Origin of the sequence: Clostridium tertium, from assembly GCF_017873245.1 — a bacterium.
Classification (GTDB): Bacteria; Bacillota; Clostridia; order Clostridiales; family Clostridiaceae; genus Clostridium; species Clostridium tertium.
Map to the genome: position 1 here is coordinate 447,114 of NZ_JAGGJY010000002.1, position 21,196 is coordinate 468,309.

The 21,196-nt window shown below is 28.0% G+C and carries 19 protein-coding genes; 2 read left to right on the plus strand and 17 right to left on the minus strand.

The annotated features are described in order from the left end of the window. Positions 1 to 294 precede the first annotated feature (294 nt). Positions 295 to 1,158 carry a class II fructose-1,6-bisphosphate aldolase gene (gene fba / locus J2Z25_RS05000; RefSeq protein WP_008680378.1) on the plus strand — a complete coding sequence of 288 codons (864 nt, stop codon included), beginning with the start codon at positions 295 to 297 and terminating at the stop codon, positions 1,156 to 1,158. 123 nt (positions 1,159 to 1,281) lie between these two features. On the opposite strand, the gene J2Z25_RS05005 is transcribed toward fba, so the two are convergent. Further along, complete coding sequence (locus J2Z25_RS05005) at positions 1,282 to 2,097, minus strand: ZIP family metal transporter (protein WP_008680380.1); 816 nt, start codon at positions 2,095 to 2,097, stop codon at positions 1,282 to 1,284. Positions 2,098 to 2,193: 96 nt separating this feature from the next. Then, positions 2,194 to 2,754 (minus strand): class IV adenylate cyclase, encoded by a 561-nt coding sequence (locus J2Z25_RS05010; protein ID WP_209738858.1) that lies wholly within the window; start codon positions 2,752 to 2,754, stop codon positions 2,194 to 2,196. 274 nt (positions 2,755 to 3,028) lie between these two features. Here J2Z25_RS05010 and J2Z25_RS05015 point away from each other — a divergent pair, with 274 nt between their 5' ends. Beyond that, entirely contained in the window at positions 3,029 to 4,075 is a 1,047-nt protein-coding gene (locus J2Z25_RS05015) for an HD-GYP domain-containing protein (protein ID WP_209738860.1), read from the plus strand. Between the two features lie 162 nt (positions 4,076 to 4,237). Here the strand turns inward: J2Z25_RS05015 and J2Z25_RS05020 are convergent, their stop codons facing one another. The 15 genes from J2Z25_RS05020 to J2Z25_RS05090 all read right to left on the minus strand — a co-directional run bounded on the left by J2Z25_RS05020 (position 4,238) and on the right by J2Z25_RS05090 (position 21,125). After that, positions 4,238 to 5,071: a prephenate dehydrogenase gene (locus J2Z25_RS05020; RefSeq protein WP_209738862.1), complete on the minus strand. Its 834-nt coding sequence runs from the start codon at positions 5,069 to 5,071 to the stop codon at positions 4,238 to 4,240. A gap of 137 nt (positions 5,072 to 5,208) precedes the next feature. Continuing rightward, on the minus strand, positions 5,209 to 6,219 hold the full coding sequence (gene aroF / locus J2Z25_RS05025; RefSeq protein ID WP_097034358.1) for a 3-deoxy-7-phosphoheptulonate synthase: 1,011 nt from the start codon (positions 6,217 to 6,219) through the stop codon (positions 5,209 to 5,211). Positions 6,220 to 6,426: 207 nt separating this feature from the next. Continuing rightward, positions 6,427 to 6,867 (minus strand): type II 3-dehydroquinate dehydratase, encoded by a 441-nt coding sequence (aroQ, locus tag J2Z25_RS05030; RefSeq protein WP_008680391.1) that lies wholly within the window; start codon positions 6,865 to 6,867, stop codon positions 6,427 to 6,429. A gap of 26 nt (positions 6,868 to 6,893) precedes the next feature. Continuing rightward, the gene (locus tag J2Z25_RS05035) at positions 6,894 to 7,385 is read right to left on the minus strand and encodes a shikimate kinase (protein ID WP_209738864.1); all 492 of its coding nucleotides are present in this window, start codon (positions 7,383 to 7,385) and stop codon (positions 6,894 to 6,896) included. 16 nt (positions 7,386 to 7,401) lie between these two features. Beyond that, positions 7,402 to 8,211 (minus strand): shikimate dehydrogenase, encoded by an 810-nt coding sequence (aroE, locus tag J2Z25_RS05040; RefSeq protein ID WP_097034356.1) that lies wholly within the window; start codon positions 8,209 to 8,211, stop codon positions 7,402 to 7,404. Between the two features lie 172 nt (positions 8,212 to 8,383). Continuing rightward, positions 8,384 to 8,800: a GNAT family N-acetyltransferase gene (locus J2Z25_RS05045; RefSeq protein ID WP_142690798.1), complete on the minus strand. Its 417-nt coding sequence runs from the start codon at positions 8,798 to 8,800 to the stop codon at positions 8,384 to 8,386. A gap of 408 nt (positions 8,801 to 9,208) precedes the next feature. After that, entirely contained in the window at positions 9,209 to 10,336 is a 1,128-nt protein-coding gene (gene pheA / locus J2Z25_RS05050) for a prephenate dehydratase (RefSeq protein WP_209738873.1), read from the minus strand. Positions 10,337 to 10,339: 3 nt separating this feature from the next. Next, positions 10,340 to 11,419 carry a chorismate synthase gene (aroC, locus tag J2Z25_RS05055; RefSeq protein ID WP_209738875.1) on the minus strand — a complete coding sequence of 360 codons (1,080 nt, stop codon included), beginning with the start codon at positions 11,417 to 11,419 and terminating at the stop codon, positions 10,340 to 10,342. Then, positions 11,397 to 12,692 (minus strand): 3-phosphoshikimate 1-carboxyvinyltransferase, encoded by a 1,296-nt coding sequence (aroA, locus tag J2Z25_RS05060; RefSeq protein ID WP_209738877.1) that lies wholly within the window; start codon positions 12,690 to 12,692, stop codon positions 11,397 to 11,399. Before aroA ends, aroC begins: the two co-directional genes overlap by 23 nt. Positions 12,693 to 12,976: 284 nt before the next feature. Beyond that, a complete protein-coding gene (gene aroB / locus J2Z25_RS05065; RefSeq protein WP_097034353.1) occupies positions 12,977 to 14,029 on the minus strand; it encodes a 3-dehydroquinate synthase in 1,053 nt (350 codons plus the stop codon). A 237-nt stretch (positions 14,030 to 14,266) separates the two neighbouring features. After that, positions 14,267 to 15,280 carry a 3-deoxy-7-phosphoheptulonate synthase gene (gene aroF, locus J2Z25_RS05070; RefSeq protein ID WP_097034352.1) on the minus strand — a complete coding sequence of 338 codons (1,014 nt, stop codon included), beginning with the start codon at positions 15,278 to 15,280 and terminating at the stop codon, positions 14,267 to 14,269. Positions 15,281 to 15,625: 345 nt separating this feature from the next. Then, positions 15,626 to 17,053 (minus strand): cardiolipin synthase, encoded by a 1,428-nt coding sequence (gene cls, locus J2Z25_RS05075; RefSeq protein WP_097034351.1) that lies wholly within the window; start codon positions 17,051 to 17,053, stop codon positions 15,626 to 15,628. A 278-nt stretch (positions 17,054 to 17,331) separates the two neighbouring features. Then, positions 17,332 to 19,353 (minus strand): beta-galactosidase, encoded by a 2,022-nt coding sequence (locus J2Z25_RS05080; RefSeq protein WP_209738878.1) that lies wholly within the window; start codon positions 19,351 to 19,353, stop codon positions 17,332 to 17,334. Positions 19,354 to 19,432: 79 nt separating this feature from the next. Next, a complete protein-coding gene (locus J2Z25_RS05085) occupies positions 19,433 to 20,239 on the minus strand; it encodes a carbohydrate ABC transporter permease (RefSeq protein ID WP_097034349.1) in 807 nt (268 codons plus the stop codon). After that, positions 20,232 to 21,125 (minus strand): carbohydrate ABC transporter permease, encoded by an 894-nt coding sequence (locus J2Z25_RS05090; protein ID WP_209738880.1) that lies wholly within the window; start codon positions 21,123 to 21,125, stop codon positions 20,232 to 20,234. The genes J2Z25_RS05085 and J2Z25_RS05090 overlap by 8 nt, the downstream gene beginning before the upstream one ends. Positions 21,126 to 21,196: the final 71 nt, after the last annotated feature.

The following is a 21,196-nucleotide window of genomic DNA, read 5'->3' on the forward strand; positions in this document are numbered from 1 at the left end:
ATCTATCTTATCAATATATTACCATACTTTCGAAATTTTGTTTCATACTTTGGTAAATTTTATATTTTCGCATTATTTTAAATAAATATTTCAAATTATATATATAGAAAAATATGTAGAATAATTCATAGTTTTTATAAGTTGCAACTAATTTCTAATTTTTTTGTTTCAATTAAATTTATTTTGGGTTATAATACTATTGACAAGAATAAATATATAGAATATATGTTCTTGGTATATTTTAGCTTTACAGCTTATATTGTAATAAAATTTAAAGTTATGGAGGTTTATACCATGTTAGTTTCAGCAAAAGAAATGTTAAACAAGGCTAAAGCGGGTAAATACGCTGTAGGTCAATTCAATATCAACAACTTAGAATGGACTAAAGCTATTTTACAAACTGCTCAAGAAAATAATTCACCTGTTATATTAGGAGTTTCAGAGGGAGCTGCTAAATATATGTGTGGTTTCAAAACTATAGTTGGAATGGTAAATGGAATGATGGAAGAATTAAACATCACTGTTCCAGTTGCAATTCACTTAGATCACGGTAGCTATGATGGAGCTTTAAAAGCTATAGAAGCTGGATTCTCTTCAATAATGTTTGATGGATCTCACTATCCAATCGACGAAAACATAGCTAAAACAAAGGAAATGGTTAAATTAACTTCTGAAAAAGGACTTTCTTTAGAAGCAGAAGTTGGTTCAATCGGTGGAGAAGAAGATGGAGTTGTAGGTGCAGGAGAAATTGCTGATGCTGCTGAATGTAAAGCAATTGCTGACTTAGGTGTAACTATGTTAGCTGCTGGTATTGGTAACATTCACGGACAATATCCTGAAAACTGGAAGGGATTAAGCTTTGATGCTTTAGAAGCTATAAGCAATGTTACAAACAACGTGCCTCTAGTATTACACGGTGGTACTGGAATTCCAGAAGAAATGATCAAAAAAGCTATTTCTTTAGGAGTTGCTAAGATCAATGTTAACACTGAGTGTCAATTAGCATTTGCTGAAGGTACTAGAAAGTACATCGAAGCTGGAAAAGATCTTCAAGGAAAAGGCTTTGACCCAAGAAAGCTTTTAGCTCCAGGAGTTGAAGCTATAAAAGCTACAGTTAAAGAAAAAATGGAATTATTCGGATCAGTTAACCAAGCATAATTTCATTAAATATAAAGGTAGAAAGAATTTCTTTCTACCTTTTAATTTTGTCTAAAAATTTTAACTTAGTCTAAATTCTTAGGCAAATTTACTTCTTTATAAATTATTTTTATACTATTCCTATTATCCTAAAGCAACATCTAAAACCATCATAACTATAAATCCAAGTATCAATCCTAATGTTGTTAGCTTTTTATTTTCCATTGATGCTTCTGGTAATAATTCTGCCCCTACAACAGCAATCATGGCTCCTGCTGAAAATGATAATAAAAATGGTAATATGCTTCTAACTGATAAGGCAGCTATTACTCCTATTACCCCAGCTATTGGTTCTACTAGCCCCGAAGCTTGTCCGTATAAAAAACTTTTTGTTCTTGATATACCTTCTCTTCTTAATGGTAAAGATACAGCTGCTCCTTCTGGAAAGTTTTGCAGCCCTATTCCTAACGCTAAAGTCATTGCCGCTATTAATGATGTACCTGGTATTCCAACTGCAACTCCTCCAAATGCAACACCTACCGCTAATCCTTCTGGTATGTTATGAAGAGTTACTGCGAGAACTAAAAGTATACTTTTTTTGTATTTGCTTGTTTTAGGTTGATCTTCTTCTCCTTTATTGGTAATTACACCATAAGAATAGGTATCCATTAATTTATCTGCAAAAATTAAAAATAATCCCCCTAATAGAAATCCTATTGCCGGAATAACAAATCCACTATAACCAAGTTCATTACAAAGTTCTATTGCTGGATTTAATAAAGACCAAAAACTAGCAGCTATCATTACTCCAGCACCAAAACCTAACATTGTATTTAAAACTTTTTTATCTACTTTTTTAAAGAAAAAAACCAATGAAGCACCTAAAGCTGTAATAAACCAAGTAAATAAAGTTGCAAGCAATCCTTGAATAACTGGATTAAATTCACTAAACCAGTCCATATACATATCCTCCTTAGTATTTAGATTCCTTAATTATATCTTACTAAGAAGGTTTAATTTTTGTTACATATAAATACAAAATACTACATTTTTATTTTAAAGACCCTTCTCATCCTTTAATTTTATACCTTTTTCTTCTAATAGTTCATAAATTGTTTTTGATGTAGTATCTTCTTTTGTATAACCAATTAAATCTAATATTTCTTCTAATTTCTCTTCTGAAGTAGTTTCTATTTCTAAATATGGAAATGGACAAAAACTTTTATCATTTATATCTATTTCTACTAAGGAATCTTTTAATTTATAGCTTTCTCTATATTTTTTTATAGATTGTTTTAAACTTAATCCTAAAGATAGAAAGATTTTTTCTGCCGCTATTTTATCCTCAACTATTGTTTCATTTTCTTCCATAACTTTAAATGTTTCTTGACTGAGCATTTTTTTTGTAGTTATATATACAACTTCTTTATTTGACATTCTATCATCTGTTATTCTTATTCTTGCATATCCTTTGGCATTTAATAATCTATTATCTTCAAAATCATATATATTATTAGTTTGATATTCTTCTTTTACTTTTTCAGCTCCCAATGATTTAAGTTTTTCTCTTATTCCATCAACATCTATATCAATTATTCTAGTTTCTAATTCTTTCATATAAATACCCTCCTCTAAAAATTATATAAAATATTATATCATATTAAAAATAGAAACAAAGAACTTGTTTCACTCTTTAAATTACTATACCGTAGTTATTTGTTCAAAAATATCATATATCCATATTGTATATTTAGACAAATTTTCATAATAAGTATAAAATTTTATTATTAATGTCCGAAATATATCATATAAACATAATTTTGTATTAACTGTATAAAACTGTATAGAAAATAATTGCTCTGTATAGAATTTTTTATGAGAGGTTAGTTTAATGAATATCGGAAAAAAATTTATAAATGTAAGAGATTTAAAAATAGGTATGGTTATAGCCAGTGAGATATTATCTAATGGAACTGTTCTTATTGGCAAAGGAATAACACTTAATCAACAAATGTTAGATAAGCTAAATTCTATTTGTACTTTTGATATTGTTGAAATATATACTGATGAAAAAGATAACTCAAAAGAAAAGTTAGCTTTAAAAAAAGCTGAAAAAACGCTTAATAATATTTCTATAGATGTTAAGTTAATATTTGATAATGCTAAAACTCTTCAAACATCAAATACAAATGAAATAAATGAATATGCAAAAAAATTATCTCAAGAACTTAAACTTAGTAGCAGTGTTTTAAAAAATATCATTTTACATGGTAGTGATGAAGATTGTATATATAGACATTCTGTAAATGTAGCATCATTAAGCTATTTACTTGGAAAATGGCATGGATTAAACGATAATAAGCTCCACTCACTTATTTATGCCTCCTTACTACATGATTTTGGTAAAACAAAATTAGATGAAGATGTAATAAAAAAAGAAGAGCCTCTTTCTAAAGAAGATTTTGAAATAATAAAAACTCATCCTACTATTGCTTATAATGAAATAAAAAAAATTCCATTTATAAGCCAATCAGTACTTTATGCAATTTTAATGCATCATGAGAGGTGTGATGGCACAGGATATCCGCTTGGACTAAAAGGAAATCAAATTCATGATTTTGCTAAAATTATAGCAATAGCTGATACTTTTGATGCAATTAATTCAAATAGAACATATAAAAAAAGAAAAAGGCCACTAGAAGCTCTAAAGATTATAAAAGACGAAAGCTTAAATAAACTTGACTATAGTCTATGCTGTACATTCTTAGAAGGAATGGCAAACTTTTATATTGGACAAAACGTATTACTAAATAATAAAAGTAAATGTAAAATAATAAAAATGGATTTAAATAACATTTCATCTCCACTTTTATTAAGTGAAGACGAATTCATTGACTTAAGCAAAACTACTGGCCTATATATTGAACAGATACTTTAATAATAAGAGTTAATAATTAAGGTTTAAACATATACAATTATTTATATAATCTTCTGCAAACTGATAAAAAATAAATTAATGAAAAAAACTAAAGTAGGAGTTTTTTTCATTAATTTTTAATTTTACATAATAACTATATATTTTATATGGCTATCTTAACTTTTATAATTTTTCTCTTCTTTTACTTGACTTTATAAATAATTCTTTTAATCTTTTCTCATCACTTTCAACTAAAGCTGATTTTATATAATTTATCTCATTTATAAAATTATCTATTGATTCTATTAAATTATCTTTATTTCCAATAAACAATTCACTCCATAAATCTTCATTTATATTTGCAATTCTAGTTAAATCTCTATAGCTATCACCAATGAAACTTCCCGTATCTCTATCTTCTTCATCACTATTAATTAATGCAACTGCTATTGCATGAGGTAGCTGACTTGTAAAGCCTATCATTTTATCGTGAAATATAGGATCTATCCTTTTAATTCTTTTGAATCCCATATCATAAATAATATCTTCTAAGAGCTTTATATTTTCTTCTTTATTTTTATCAGTTACTGTTATTAAATAATTTGCCCCTCTAAAGACTTCCTTAGATGCATAATCAATACCCCTCTTTTCTCTACCGGCCATAGGATGTCCAAATATAAAATCTATACCTGGAGGTAATATATTTAATATATCATCTATAAAAAGCTTTTTTATCCCTGTAGTATCTGTAACTATTGCTCCTGATTTAAATAAATTTCTATTTTTCTCAATAAATCTTTTGATAAGCATAGGATAAATTGCAAGAATAATTAAATCAGCCGCTCCTACTATTTCACCAGCATCTACATACCCCTTCTTAATTATTCCTAATTCTTCTGCCTTGCTCAAAGTACTTAAATTATTATCAATTCCATAAACATCTTCATATCCTGCTGCTTTAAGCGCCATAGCAAAACTTCCACCAATAACACCAAGCCCTACTATTAAAATCTTCATAAAAACACCCCAATTTATAATTAAAAGAATGAACGAATTAATAATGAAAAAATTGTAAAAAACTATTCAGACCAACCCTGAATTACAAAATTCCATGGGAATTTTACCATTCATTCTTTCATTATTTCATTCTTTTATTATTTTTTCCCTTCCATTTCTGCTAATATCTTAACTTTGTTCATTAGCTTTTTAAATGCTTCTGGTTTTATTGACTGTTGTCCATCGCTTAATGCACATTGTGGATTGTTGTGGACTTCTATCATTAATCCATCTGCTCCTGCACTTATTGCCGCTTTAGCTAATGGCTCTACAAGATACCAGTATCCTGCTGCATGACTTGGATCTACTATAACTGGTAGATGTGATTTCTTTTTCACTACTGGAATTGCGCTTAAATCTAATGTATTTCTTGTATAAGTTTCAAATGTTCTTATACCTCTTTCACATAGGATTACATTTTCATTTCCAGCTGCCATTATATATTCAGCAGACATTAACCATTCTTCTATTGTTGCAGACAAACCTCTCTTTAATAAAATTGGCTTGTTTGTTCTGCCTAATTGTTTTAATAAATCAAAGTTTTGCATATTTCTAGCCCCAACTTGAATTACATCTACATCCCTAGCAAATATATCTATATAATCTGTTGACATTATTTCCGTTACTATTGGAAGTCCTGTCGCCTTCCTAGCCTTTTTTAGAAGTTCTAAACCCTCTAATTCTAAGCCTTGAAAACTATATGGAGAAGTCCTTGGCTTAAATGCTCCACCCCTTAAAAACGTTGCACCTGATTCCTTTACGCTCTTAGCTATTTCTATTATTTGCTCCTCGCTTTCAACAGAACAAGGTCCTGCCATAATAGCTAAGTTATTTCCTCCAATTAGACTACCCTTTACATCAATTACTGTATCCTCTGGCTTAAATAATCTATTGGCCTTTTTATAAGGCTCTTCAACTTTTAGAACTTTATCCACTCCAGCAAATCTAAGAAGCTTATCAGAATCTATAGCTCTAGTTTCACCAACTACGCCCAAGATACAAAAAGTTTCTCCTTGCGATAAATGAACTCCTAACCCTTTACTCTCCAAATCTCCCTTAACCTTCAATACTTCATCTTCACTACAATTCGGATTCATTACAATAATCATACTATCCCTCCATACTACTTTGATAATTTATAATTGACAATTGATAATTTATGAAGAAACTTCTACGAAGTTTCTAAAAATATATTGTTAATCCCTAAACTCCTTAGGAGTTTATTCATTAATTCTTTCATTTTTCCATTCATTAATTATTAATTGCTCATTATGTATTAAAAATCACTTTCCTTAAACTCTAAAATGAACTTATTCTTAATTATCCATTGTATACTGCATTATCGCTTCCATTGCCATTGCATAGCCCAATTCTTTAAAACCACATATTTGTCCTATACATGCTGGTGCTATTACTGATTTATGCCTAAATTCTTCTCTTGCATGTATATTTGATAAATGCACCTCAACAGTTTTTATATTTACTGCCTTTATTGCATCCATTATAGCATAGCTATAATGTGTATATGCCCCAGGATTTATTATTATACCATCATATTTTTCATAATACGCCTTATGAATTTCATTAATTATTTCACCTTCTATATTGCTTTGAAATAACTTAATATCAATATTTCTTTTTTGCCCCTCTTCTTTGATGTAATCACAAACATCTTGAAAGTCTTTAGTTCCATAAATACCTTTTTCTCTTACTCCTAACATATTCAAATTAGGACCATTTATAACTAGTACCTTCATCTAACCCCTCCTAAATATACTTATTGCTAAATTATTTTAATTATTTTATCTATAATTTCTTCAATAGTTGTATCATTAACTATTTTTATCTCACAATAATTGTTATATAAATTATATCTTTCAGAATATAGGTTGTAAAGTTTAGACTTACCATCTGATAATAGTGGTCTTGATGATGTATCAACATCTTTTAATATATCTTCTATGGGCCTGTCTATAAATATTATTATTCCTTTATCCTTAAAGAAATCTATATTCTTTTTTCTTTTAATAACACCACCGCCGCTAGAAATTATAATCTTACTCTTATTGCTTAATTCTTTACACGCTAGTGTTTCATAATCTCTAAAATATTCCTCACTTATATTGAATAACTCTTTTACTGTACTATTAGATATTTCTTCTATATATTTATCCATATCACAAAAATCATAGTTTATTTTATTTGCTAGTTCTTCACCTATAGTACTTTTTCCACATCCAGGCATTCCAATTAATAAAATTATATTCTTATCCATTTGTATTCTCCTATACCTAAATGAAATGTAACTTTAATTTTTCGTATATTTCTTTTATTATTTCTTCATCAATTGATACACCATTCCATATCTCTTGAGCCTTAGCTGCTTGACCTATAAGCATATACAATCCAGAAGTAGTTTTTTTAGATAATGAATTCCCTATATTTACAAACTTGGTTTCCATAGGATTGTATATTAAATCTACTAAGGCATCAAAATTTCTTATTATATCTTCTGTTACTGGTGACACATTAATATTAGGATGCATACCTACAGGAGTAGAATTAATTAAAATGTCTCCGCTAATATTTTTTAATTCTTCATAAGTTATTACATCTACATTTTGTAAATTAAATTCTTCTTTATTTGGTTTTCTGCTTACAATCTTAATATCTGATATATTATTATCTAATAAATAATGTACTACTGCTCTACAAGCCCCTCCATTGCCTAAAATAACTGCACTTTTCCCTTTTATACTTATATTATTAACTTTTAACATATATCCAAAGCCATAGTAATCCGTATTATGGCCATATAACTTTCCATTTTCTAAAGATATTGTATTTATTGCTCCTATTTTTTCAGCTTCCTCTGATATGCTATCAATATATTTCATTATATCTTTTTTGTAAGGTATAGTTACATTTGCTCCCTTTATCTTTAATAACTTTAAAGCTTCCGTAAAATCTTCTAGCCTATCTTTTTCTATTTCGAATAATTTATATGCCCCATCTTTATTAATAGCTTTTAGTAATTCACTATGAATTTCTGGTGATAAACTATGAGAAAGTTTTTCTCCTAACAATCCGTAAAACTCCATAATATTGCCCCCTATTCATATATTTAATTTATATTATGTCATATATCTAATTTTTTGATTATAAAGATTATATCATAATAAAAAAACATGTAACATAATAAGCTTTTTATAATTATCTAAAGAATAAAAATTTAAAGCAGTGAAAACTTACTATGTTTCCACTGCTTATAAACTATTGAATATATTCATTTTTTATAAATTGCCTTTTATTATCTAACTCAAACCCTTGTCTATTAAAAAATTTGAATTCTTCTTCATTATATTCTTTATTACTATTTACTATATAGGCTACTTCATTTTGTTTTGCATTTTTTTCAAGCTCTAAAATTAATTGATGTCCTACTCCTAATCCTCTATATTTTTCATCAACAATCATACTATTAATATCTAATTTTCTTTTATAATTTAGATCATCGCTAAGATCACTATTAACATACCCTATAACATCATCATTTAGTTGTGCCACCAATGTTATAGATCTTTTATCCTCTGCTATGGATTTTATGTTTGAATAATCTAGCTTTGAATTAAGCCTATGAATATCCTCATAATCATTTAATTTAATTTCCCTCACATCAAAACCCACCATAAAAATGCCTCCTATTTTGTAAACGTTTATAATAATGATAATTCCAAAAGAAAGGTTACCCTTTCCCTCTTTTTATTTTTCTGAAAATTCTAAATATTGTTTATATTATAATTATACACCTAAAATTTTCTAATTGCTACTATATTTTTTTATATTCTTTCAATTATAAAGTCATTTATAGATTTAACTCTATGATTTTAACTCTTTAAAATCATATGTTTATTCATTATATATTACTATAAATAATAAATTTATTATTTATATAAACATTTAAACTTTTATATTCCTAATAAATAAAAAGGATTACTATAAAAGTAACCCCTATATTAAAAGTAAGATTTATTATTTTTAATTTTAATTATATTAAATTATCATCCTTACTTAATATATTAAACATTAATTTATATATTATAAACTTGCTTTATAGCTTCCAATAATTTTGAAGTATCCACTATTCTTTTCTATAAGATTTAATGCATTTTTAACTTCCATATTTTCTATGCTTCCTTCAAAATCGACATAAAGTAGATACTTCCAAGATTCATGCTTATTAGGTCTTGATTCTATCTTAATCATATTTATATTATTTTCTGCAAAGTATCTTAGTAAATTATAAAGTGTACCAGCCTTATCTTCTAAAGAAAATACTACACTAATCTTATTACATTCATTATTATACTTTAACTCTTTTCCTATAATTATAAACTTAGTATGATTATCCTTTTTATCATTTATATTTTCTTGTAGAATGTCTAGTCCATAAATTTGTGCTGCTCTTTTACTTGCTATAGCAGCTTTTTTAGTATCTTTTAAATCTGAAATTAATTTAGCACTTATTGCTGTATTGTGATATGGAATTAATATTATATCTTGATATCTACTTAAAAATTTCTTACTTTGCTCAAATCCTTGAGGATGTGAATATATTTCTTGTATGCTCGTTATATCTGTTCCTTTTATTCCTATTAAATGCTGATCTATCTTAATACATTCTTCTCCAACAATATAAAATCCATAATTAACCAAAAGATCATATACTTCAGTTATTGCTCCTGTATATGAATTTTCAATAGGTAAAATTGCATATTGGATTTTATTATTTTTTAAAGCTTCAAATACATCTACAAACTCATCATAGTTTTTTGTATTATCACAAGTTTTAAAGTGTTTTAAAAGAGCTTCTTCACTAAAAGATCCTTTAACACCTTGATATCCAATTACAAAATCTGATCTTTCTTCAATTAAGTTATTTTGAATATTATTATTTTCTTGTATTATATTTGCTTGAAGAGATCTACTTAATTCCATTAAATTTTCAAAAAAGCTTCTTCCAATATCCCCATATGAACTATTATTAAGATTTTTTATATTTTTTTCTATAACCTCTTCTTCTCTTTTGCCATTAAAAATTGGCAGCTTATTTTTCTTTTTATATTCACCAACCTTAACTGCAACATCCATTCTTCTTTCAAATAAAGCTATTAATTCTTTATCTATAGAATCAATTTCTTTTCTATAGTCATCTAATTCACTCATTAATTATCTCCCCTTTATTAAGTCAAGTAAGCCTATTGCTGTTACAGCTTCTATAACAGGTACAGCTCTTTGAACTATACATGGGTCATGTCTTCCTTCAACTCTAAACTTTACATTTTCATTTGTTTTTATATCTATTGTACTTTGCTCTTTTATAATAGATGCTGTAGGCTTTATTGCAACTTTAAATAATATAGGCATTCCATTTGTAATTCCACCTAGTATTCCACCATTGTTATTAGTTGTTGTTTTCACCTTATCTCCATCATAATAATATTCATCATTACATTCTGACCCAAACATATTAGTCATTTCAAAGCCCTTACCAAACTCTATTCCTTTTACGGCTGGTACTGAAAACATTAAATGAGCTAATGTAGATTCTACTGAATCAAAAAACGGATTACCTATTCCAGGACTTATTCCAGTTACAGCACATTCTATACTACCACCAACTGAATCTCCCTCATACTTTGCTTGTAATATAGTATGCTTTATCTTTTCCCCTAAAGACTCATCAATTAATGGTAATTCCATTTTTCTTAATTTCAATATCTCATCTTTTAATATATTTGTACTATTAAAATCCTTATCTTTTATATCTTTTATTGAAGATATATGAGCACCTATATATATGCCTTCTTTTTCTAATATTTGCTTACATATAGCTCCTGCAAAAACTAAATTTGCAGTTATTCTTCCTGAAAAATGGCCTCCACCTCTATAGTCATTAAATCCAGAATATCTCATATATCCTGTATAATCAGCATGCCCAGGTCTCATATAGTCCTTCGTTTTACTATAATCTTTTGACCTAGTATCAGCATTTCTAATTATTGCACAAAGAGGTGTTCCAGTAGTTTTTCCTTCAAAATACCCACTTAATATTTCTGGAAGATCACTTTCTTTTCTAGCTGTTGACATTGCGTTTTTCCCTGGTGCTCTTCTATTCATTTCTAAAAGAACTTTATCCATATCAATTTCAAAACCAGATGGTAACCCATCTATATTAATTCCTATTGCATTACCATGTGATTCTCCAAATATAGAAACTTTTATATTATTGCCCCATACCCCACTCATCTATATTTCCTCCTAGCATTTTAAAATCTTCAAAAAATCCTGGATAAGATTTTGCTATGCAATCATAATCAGTTAATTCTATAGGATTTATGCATCTAGTCGATGCTATTGCTAAAGTCATGGCTATTCTATGATCCTTCCAGCTCCAAACCTCTGCTCCACCTTGAAGCTCATCTACACCATCTATAATAAGACCATCTTCTTTTTCTACTATTTTAGCTCCTAATTTATTAAGTTCAGTTGCTACAGCCTTTAACCTATCACATTCTTTAATTCTTAGCCTACCTGCATTAATTATTTCTGTCCTACCTTTTGCGAGTGCTGCAACTAAAGATATTACTGGAATTATATCTGGACATTGTGATGCATCTATTACAGTCGATACTAATTTATCTTCCACATTGCATTTAATATTATTTTTATCAACTATAAATTTTGCCCCCATTCTCTCTAATATATCTATTACTTCTTTATCTCCTTGAAGAGAATTCTTCTTTAAATCAGTAACAAAAACATCTGATTCAAGTGCATCTGCAGCAAGATAAAATGCTGCTTGTGAATAATCCCCTTCAACTCTGTAATTTCTAGATATATATTTTTGGTTACCTCTAATTATAAACTCTTTATAATCTCTATTTTCTATTTCTATTCCAAAGTTTTTCATACAATCTAAAGTTAAATCAATATATCCTTTTGACTCTATATTGGTACTTATATTTATTTTTGAATCGCCATCTAATAAAGGAAGAGAAAATAAAAGCCCTGTTATGAATTGTGAGCTTATATTACCTGGCAAGCTAAATTCTCCAGGCTTTAACATACCTTTTACTATCATATTCAACTCATTTTCAACATTATTATATTTAATTCCTTGTTCCTTAAATATATCAAAATATGTGTCTAAAGGTCTTTTACCTAAGTTTCCCTTACCGATAAACTTAGTCATTCCATCAAATAACAAAGATATAGGTATAATAAATCTCAATGTAGAACCTGATTCATTACAATCAATTAATCTTACTGAATTTTTAACTGTACCTTCTCTATATATCCCATTAATAATTATCTTATCTTCTTCTTTATCTATAACTGCACCTAGTGCAATCATTGCATCTATAGTTGCATTAATATCATCTGAATAATCTATATTTTCTATAATAGAAATACCACTTCCTAAAGAAGCACAAATAATAGCTCTATGAGACATACTTTTAGAAGGTGGAACCTTCACAGTTCCATTTAACTTAGATTTCGATAATCTTAAACTATTCATAAAACACCACCTTGTTTGTAATTGGAAGAATTAAAGAGTGAAAAAATGAAAAAATTAATGATATAATTCAACCAAGCTGAATTATTACAAAAATTTCTCACTATTAACTTTTCACTTTTGCCTCTTAACTCTTTTCACACTTTTCAACATTTACTAATTCATTCATAACTCGATCCGTCAAGTTATTTCGTTAACTTTTCATGCTTTCTTACTTTTCCTTTTCACTCTATTCTAATCTATTCGTAACTAGTCTTACCGAGTTATTTCATCTGTTTTTTCATTTTTTAATTTTTCTTGAATATTTTGCTTGTTGTTTTGTATATAAAGCTTTCTCCTATTTCTTTTAAGAAAATTAAGTTCAAGCTATTTCCCAGATTCTTCTTATCTAGCTTCATAGTTTCTAGTATCTCTTCAATATCTATCGTTAGTTCATATGGTAATTGATATTTTATTAATATATCTTTAATTATATCTACTGTACCATTCTTTGTTATTCCTAATTCTTCACTTAACTTAGTTATTTCATACATTCCAATTGCAACAGCTTCTCCATGCGTATATTTACTATATTTATAGTACTGCTCAATTGCATGACCTATTGTATGCCCAAAGTTTAAAAGCATTCTTTCCCCAGTATCCTTTTCATCTTTTTCCACAACATTTTTCTTAATTTTGCAACAATTGTGAATAATATATTCTATATTGTGCATAACTTCCTTTTTATTACTGTAATTAATAAGATTACCAAAGAATTCTTTATCTTTTATACAACCATACTTAATAACTTCTGCCATTCCATCATTAAATACCCTATCACTTAATGTATTTAAAACTTCTGGATCTATAATAACTTTCTTTGGATGATAAAAACTACCAATTAAGTTTTTTCCCTTATCTAAATCTACTCCAACTTTTCCACCTACACTACTATCTACTTGTGCTAATAAAGTTGTAGGACACTGTATAAATGGTACCCCTCTTAAATATGTAGAAGCAACAAAGCCACCTAGATCTCCTATAACTCCTCCACCTAAAGTTAAAATTAAATCACTTCTTGTAAACTTAAAATTTAACAGTTCATCATAAACTAATGGTAAAGTAAAAAAAGCCTTACTCTCTTCACCTGGATCAAGTACTATTTTTTTAGCATTATATCCGTTGTTAATTAAATTGTTTAATACTAAATCACCATAATACTTATCAACATTTTTATCAGTTAAAATAAAAACCTTATTCCCTTCAAAAAAGCCTTTTATCTCATCTGCTAATTTATTAATTATTCCTTTTTCTATAATAATATCATAGCTACTATGAATTAAATTTACAGATAACTTCATTAAAACACCACCTTGTTTGAAATGAGAAAAATGAAAGAATGAATAATGAAAAAATTATTGTAATAATTCAGCTTAGCTGAATTAAAAAATAAAAAATAGAAAGTCTTACTACTTAATCTATCGTTAATACCTTAATTCTTCCTTCACTTTTAAATTTTTTATTCTTTAAACATCTACTACTACACTCATGACTCAGTATTCCTTGTTATTTCATTAATTCTTTCACTTTTCACTATCCTATATTTGTCTTCCCACCGCTGTTGCAATAGCTTTTAATTCATCAAATAATGTTCCGTAATCTTCTGGTTTTATTGATTGTGGACCATCACATAAAGCTTTTGCTGGATCATTATGCACTTCTATTATAAGACCGTCTGCACCTACTGCAACTGCTGCTTTTGCAAGAGGTGATATCATAAATCTTTTTCCTGTTGCATGACTTGGATCTACGATAACTGGTAGATGACTTAATTTTTTAATTGCTGGTATCGCACTTAAATCTAATGTGTTTCTTGTATAAGTCTCAAATGTCCTTATTCCTCTTTCACAAAGAATTACATTTTCATTTCCTCCAGCCATTATATATTCTGCGCTCATTAAGAATTCTTCTATTGTTGCAGATAAACCTCTTTTTAATAGTATTGGTTTATTTGTTTTTCCTAATTCTTTTAACAAATCAAAGTTTTGCATATTTCTTGCTCCAACTTGGATTACATCTACATCTCTTTCAAATATCTCAACATCATATGGTGACATTATTTCTGTTACTATAGGTAAGCCTGTTTGATTTCTTGCTATTTTTAATAATTCTAACCCGTCATACTCTAATCCTTGAAAACTATATGGTGAAGTTCTTGGTTTAAATGCTCCACCTCTTAAAAAATTTGCCCCTAATTTCTTAACTTCATTTGCAATAAACGTTATTTGCTCTTCACCTTCTACTGAACAAGGTCCTGCTATCATAGCAATTTTATTAGCGCCAATTTCACTACCATTAACATTTACTATCGTATTATTTGGATGGAATAACCTATTAGCTTTTTTAAATGGCTCTTGAACATGCATTACCTTTTCTACATTATTATTTGCTTCAATTTTTAGAGGATCTATTTTACTTGTATCACCTACAAGTCCTAGTATTATTAGTTCTGTTCCTATAACAGGATTAACCTTTACTCCTTGCACTTCTAGTTCTTCTGTAAGTTTTCTTATTTCCTCTTCTGCCGTTTTGGGTTTTAAAATAATTATCATGAATTTGCCCCCTTTTTATTAATAATTGATAATTAATTATTTAAATTTTTATATTAAAAAAGAGACCTCAAATGAGCCCTCTTAAATAATCAAAATATCTTTATATAAAATATTTGGTTTCTATTATAAACTCATTTGAAAAGAATTATTAATTTTTTTGCAAAATAAATAGCCAGCGCTAAAGAAAAAGCCCCAGAATATAAAGTAAAAAAAGCTATAAAATTTTGCTTGTTTTTCTATAATTCTCTTCATAAAGTCCTCCATTTAATCAAAATTTCTTTACCTAATTATACCAAACCGAAACCTTTTGTCAATATATCGAAAGAGGTTCATATAATTTTAACATTATAATATTGGAGCAATTAACCTTATTAACGCCTCTTTTATCCTTAAGCATCTACCTCTATTATCATATTCTTCTATAGTTACTAAATTACAATCATCAATATCTTTATAGAAAATTTCTTCTTGTTCCTTTGCAAATCTATCATCAAATATAAATGCATTTATCTCAAAATTTAATTGAAAACTTCTTATATCTAGATTTGCAGTACCAATACTACATACCTTTCCATCAGCAACCATAGTTTTTGAATGTATAAAACCTTTTTGATATCTGTATATCTTGACACCACACTCTATGAGTTCTCCAATATTAGCGCTTAATATCCACTCCATAAAGAAGTGATCTGGTTTGCCTGGCACCATTAACCTAACATCCACTCCAGATAACGCTGCAATCCTCAAGGCTTCTTTCATAGGTTCATCTGGTACTAAATAAGGAGTTTGGATATATACATTTTTCTTTGCATTATTAATTATTTTCATATATGCATTCTTTATATATTCTTCTTTATGGTCAGGCCCTGATGATATTATTTGTATTCCAACATCACCATAGCTTTTTTGTTTATTGAAGTATTTTTCATAACTTTTAAGTTCTCCTTCTGACGCATAATCCCAATCTAGAATAAACCTTTTATTAAGCTCATTTACAGCTTCTCCTTGGACTCTTATATGTGTATCTCTCCAAAAATCAAACTGCTTACCTTTATTTACATATTCATCTCCAACGTTAAATCCACCTACATACCCAACCTTGCCATCTATTACAACAATTTTTCTATGATTTCTATAATTTATACGTATATTAACATATGGTAATATTCCTGGAAAAAACACTGCAAATTTTATTCCTAAGCTTCTTATGTACTTTATATGTTTATTTCTTATGTTCTTAGATCCCATTCCATCAACTAAAAGTCTTACTTCTACCCCTTCATCTACTTTTTTCTTTAATTCATTCAATATAGTTTTTCCTAAACTATCTAATCTAAATATATAATATTCAATATGTATGAAATCTTTAGCAGACCTTATGTCATTTATCAAATCCTTGAACTTTTCTTCTCCATTAATGTAACTCTTAATATTATTTCCAGTTGTATATAATGCTCCTGAATGATTATAATTCATCATTATAAGATCCACATACTCTTTTGATATTCTTTGAGATTTTTTTTCTTCTTTAAATCTTTCAATTAAATCTCTTGCCTTTTTATTATCAGTTACTTTCTTTTCTCTAAATATTTTTTGTCTATTTAGATTTTGGCCAAATATTAAATATATTATAAATCCAACCCCTGGAAGAACTATTAATATTAATAACCATGCCCATGTAGTCGTTGGTTCTTTTCTTTCTATAAATATTAATGATATTGCAGATAAAATATTAATAGTAAAGACTATTAATATTAAAATAGATGCACTCATCTTATCACCTCCAATAATATATCTAATGAATAATTCATTGTTAATTATTCATTATACACCATATATTATAATTATATCCACTTTTTATAATCATTTAAAGGGTATAGTAATTTATTAATGAAAGAAGAAAAATTCAATAGTGAAAACATAAAAAAATGAAGGGAAAAAATCTTCAATAAAATTTTCCCCTTCACTATTTCACTATATAGTTTAGAAACTATATTAATGTAAACTATACATTTATAATTTATTCTAAATATTAATCACATTCATTTAATTTATTTTTCTTTCTCGCAAATCACAACATCATATGGATTTAATAATATTTTGTTAGATATCTTATTATTATTTATTATATCCTTAAGGCAATATTCTTCTAAATTAATTTCTCTTTTTTCATCTGAATAATTTTGTATAAATAAATATTCATTTAAATCATCTTCTCTTTTGGTTATAGTAACACCAAAAGGTAACTCAACCCCTAAATTTCTTTTTATTCCTATATCACTTATTAATTTACTTAAGAAATCCTTATTAAATTCTCCATCCATTCTTGATGCTATATAATAGGCATTTCCATTTCCATAAGAATTTTTTGTTAAAGCAGGCATTCCTTTATAAAAATCACTATTATATTCTGCTAGTACTTCTGCTTCACTTGCATGAATTAAGTCACATATATGTGTACATTTATAGATTTTATTATCTTTTTTGACTCTTATTTCGTTAACTTCATAATCATATAAAGCGTCTACTTCTTCACTTCTAAGTCCAAAAACATCCATTAATTTCCCAGGAAATCCCCCAAGATAGCATAAATCTACATCATTTACGATACTTGACCAATACGTCATCACAAAATTGCCGCCTTTTTCTACAAATGCTCTAATTTTATCTTGATATTCACTTCTAGTCATATATAATATTGGCGCAATTACTAGATCATACTTATCAATATCGCCCTCCATATCTACAAAATCTACATTTATTCCAAGCTCCCAAAATACTTTATAGTATTCTGTTATTATATCAATATAATTTAATCCTATATTTCTTGGTCCTTGAGAGTCTTTTAAAGCCCACATATTTTCCCAATCAAAAACTATTGCTACTTTTGATTCTAACTTTGAGTCAATAACATCATTTATTTTTTCTAACGTGATACCAACCTCTACTACATCATTAAATACTCTTGTATCTTCTTTGCCATAATGATCTACAACAGCTCCGTGAAGTTTCTCACTAGATCCTCTACTTTTTCTCCATTGAAAATATTGTACTGTATTCGAACCATGAGCTACAGCTTGTATAGACGCTAACTTATGCATTCCTGGTTTCTTAAGTTTGCTTACTCTTTGCCAATTAGTCATGCTTGGTGTACTTTCCATAAGCATAAATGGTTTTCCTTTTATACTTCTCATAATATCAAAATAAGCAGCCACCTTATAAGCGGACTCTATATTGCTTTCGCTATGCCATTCTGGATAAGAATCATATGAAACTACATCAACATAATCTTTAAACTTAAAATAATTTAATCCCTCATAGTAATACATAAAATTAGTAGTTGCTGGAATACTTGAATTATACTTTTTAACAGTATCTATTTCATGCCTCATAAAATCTATAGTTCTATCCGTTACAAACCTCTTCCAATCTAGATTTAAAGCATGCACTTGATTTTCTCCTATAGGTGATGGACTTTCTATTTGATCCCATGAAGTAAATGTATGACTCCAAAACGTTGTCCACCATTTCTTATTTAAGCTATCTAAAGTTTTATATTTTTCTTTTAACCATTTTCTAAACTCTTCTTGACAAAGCTCACAATGGCACTCTCCACCATATTCATTAGAAATATGCCACATTATAACTGCTGGATTATTAGCATATCTTTCTGCTAGTTTTCCATTTAAAATTGCAGTCTTTTCTCTATAAATAGGAGATGTATAGCAATGATTATGTCTAAATCCATGAAGATTTCTAACTCTATTTTCAGCTACTCTTAAAACTTCTGGATACTTTTTAGATAACCATGCTGGTCTTGCTCCACTTGGGGTTGCAAGTATTGTATTTATTCCATTTTCATATAGTGTATTTATAACTTTATCAAGCCATTCAAAGTTAAATACTCCTTCTTCCGGTTCTAAAGCTGCCCAAGAAAATATTCCAATTGACATAACATTACAATGAGCTTTTTTCATAAGTTCTATATCCTTCTCAAAAATATCAGGATAATCAAGCCATTGTTCTGGATTATAATCTGCTCCATGTAAAAACTTATTAAAAATATTCTCCATACGAATTCTCCTTATATTACTTTATTATTATTCTCATATAAAACTTAAAATAGTAATATCTATCAATCTCTATAATAATCTATTTAACTGATCCAACTATTCCTTCTACAAAGTTCTTTTGCATCAAGAAGAAAATTAGTGCGGATGGTATTGTAGTTATTATAATAGAAACCATTATCATACCATAATCTGGACTATATGCCGTTGCAAGTGATGATATAACTAATGGTAGCGTCCTTTTATCTGGTGATTGAATAGATACTAATGGCCATAAAAATGAATTCCAATAATTCATGAAAGTAATAATGGCTGCTGCTGCATAAGTTGATTTCATCGTTGGAAGATAAATTCTAAAAAATGAACCATACTCACCTACCCCATCTACTCTAGCCGCTTCTAATATTTCATACGGAAATGATTTTGTATTTTGCCTAAAGAAGTAAATTAAATAAGCTGTAGAAATTCCAGGTAAAATTAGAGCCATACTAGTGTCAAGTAAACCGATTTTACTAAATAATTTAAATAATGGCACCATAATAGCTGCAAATGGCATCATCATTGATAGCATAATAAATCCCATGACTTTTTCGCTTCTTTTGCTTTTAAAAACTTCAAATCCATATCCTGCCATAGAGCATATTATAAGTGTTAATATAGTACCTAATAAAGCTACTTTAATAGACATCCATATCCCTGCTGTTACATCTACAGTATTAAATAAATTAGTTATATTATTTATAAGTTCTCCACCAAATGTCATTTTCCCTTTAGTAATTTCAGTTGATGAATTAGTTGCACCAATAATCATCCATAAAAATGGGAAGATTGATAAAGCTGATGCAGCAATTAAAAATATATAAGAAAAAATCTTGTTTCTTTTACTCATTTTTATCACCTGCCACTTTACTTTGTATAATTGCTAAAACAGCTACCATAAATACTATTGCATATGAAACTGTTGCTGCATAACCAAAATTAGGAGTATATACAAAGGATAAATTATATATATATTGTGATATTGTCATAGTTGCATTTCCTGGCCCACCAGCAGTTATATTCATTGCTTCATCAAATAACTGTAATGTTCCATTTGTAGATGTTATTGCTGTAAAAAGAATTATTGGCTTTAACATAGGGATAGTTATTTTGAAAAGTTGCTTAAACCCAGTAGCTCCATCAACTCTGGCAGCTTCATAAATACTACTATCTATATTTTGCATAGCAGCTAAATAAAACATCATATTATATCCTGTCCATCTCCAAGTAATTGCTATAATTATAACTACCTTTGCCCAAAATGGATCAAGCAACCAAGCAATAGGTACATCTATAACATTTATGAACATTAGAAATTTATTAACAACACCATCTACAGAAAATAGACTTTTAAATAGAACTGAGTAAGCTACTAATGATGTTATACATGGTAAAAATATAGCTGTCCTAAAAAATCCTTTAAATCTTATATATTTGCTATTTAATAAATTAGCAATAATCAATCCTAAAATAAGCATAACTGGAACTTGTATTACTAAATAAATTAAAGTATTCTTAACAGCTTGTTTAAAAACTGGATCTTTAAATAATCTAATATAATTATTTATTCCACTAAACTCAGTAGATAGTCCTTTTCCTGATTGAAATGATAAAATAAATGCTTGAATCATAGGGTAAAAACTAAATATAAGTATTAAAAATGTTGGAAGTAAAATAAATTTCCAGCTATTTATATTAATCTTTCTTTTTTTCTTGTATGCTAAACTGTTTTGCATATAAATACCACCGCCCAAACTGTCTTTAAAAATTTGGACTACCATATGGTAGCCCAGTTATAATTGATAAT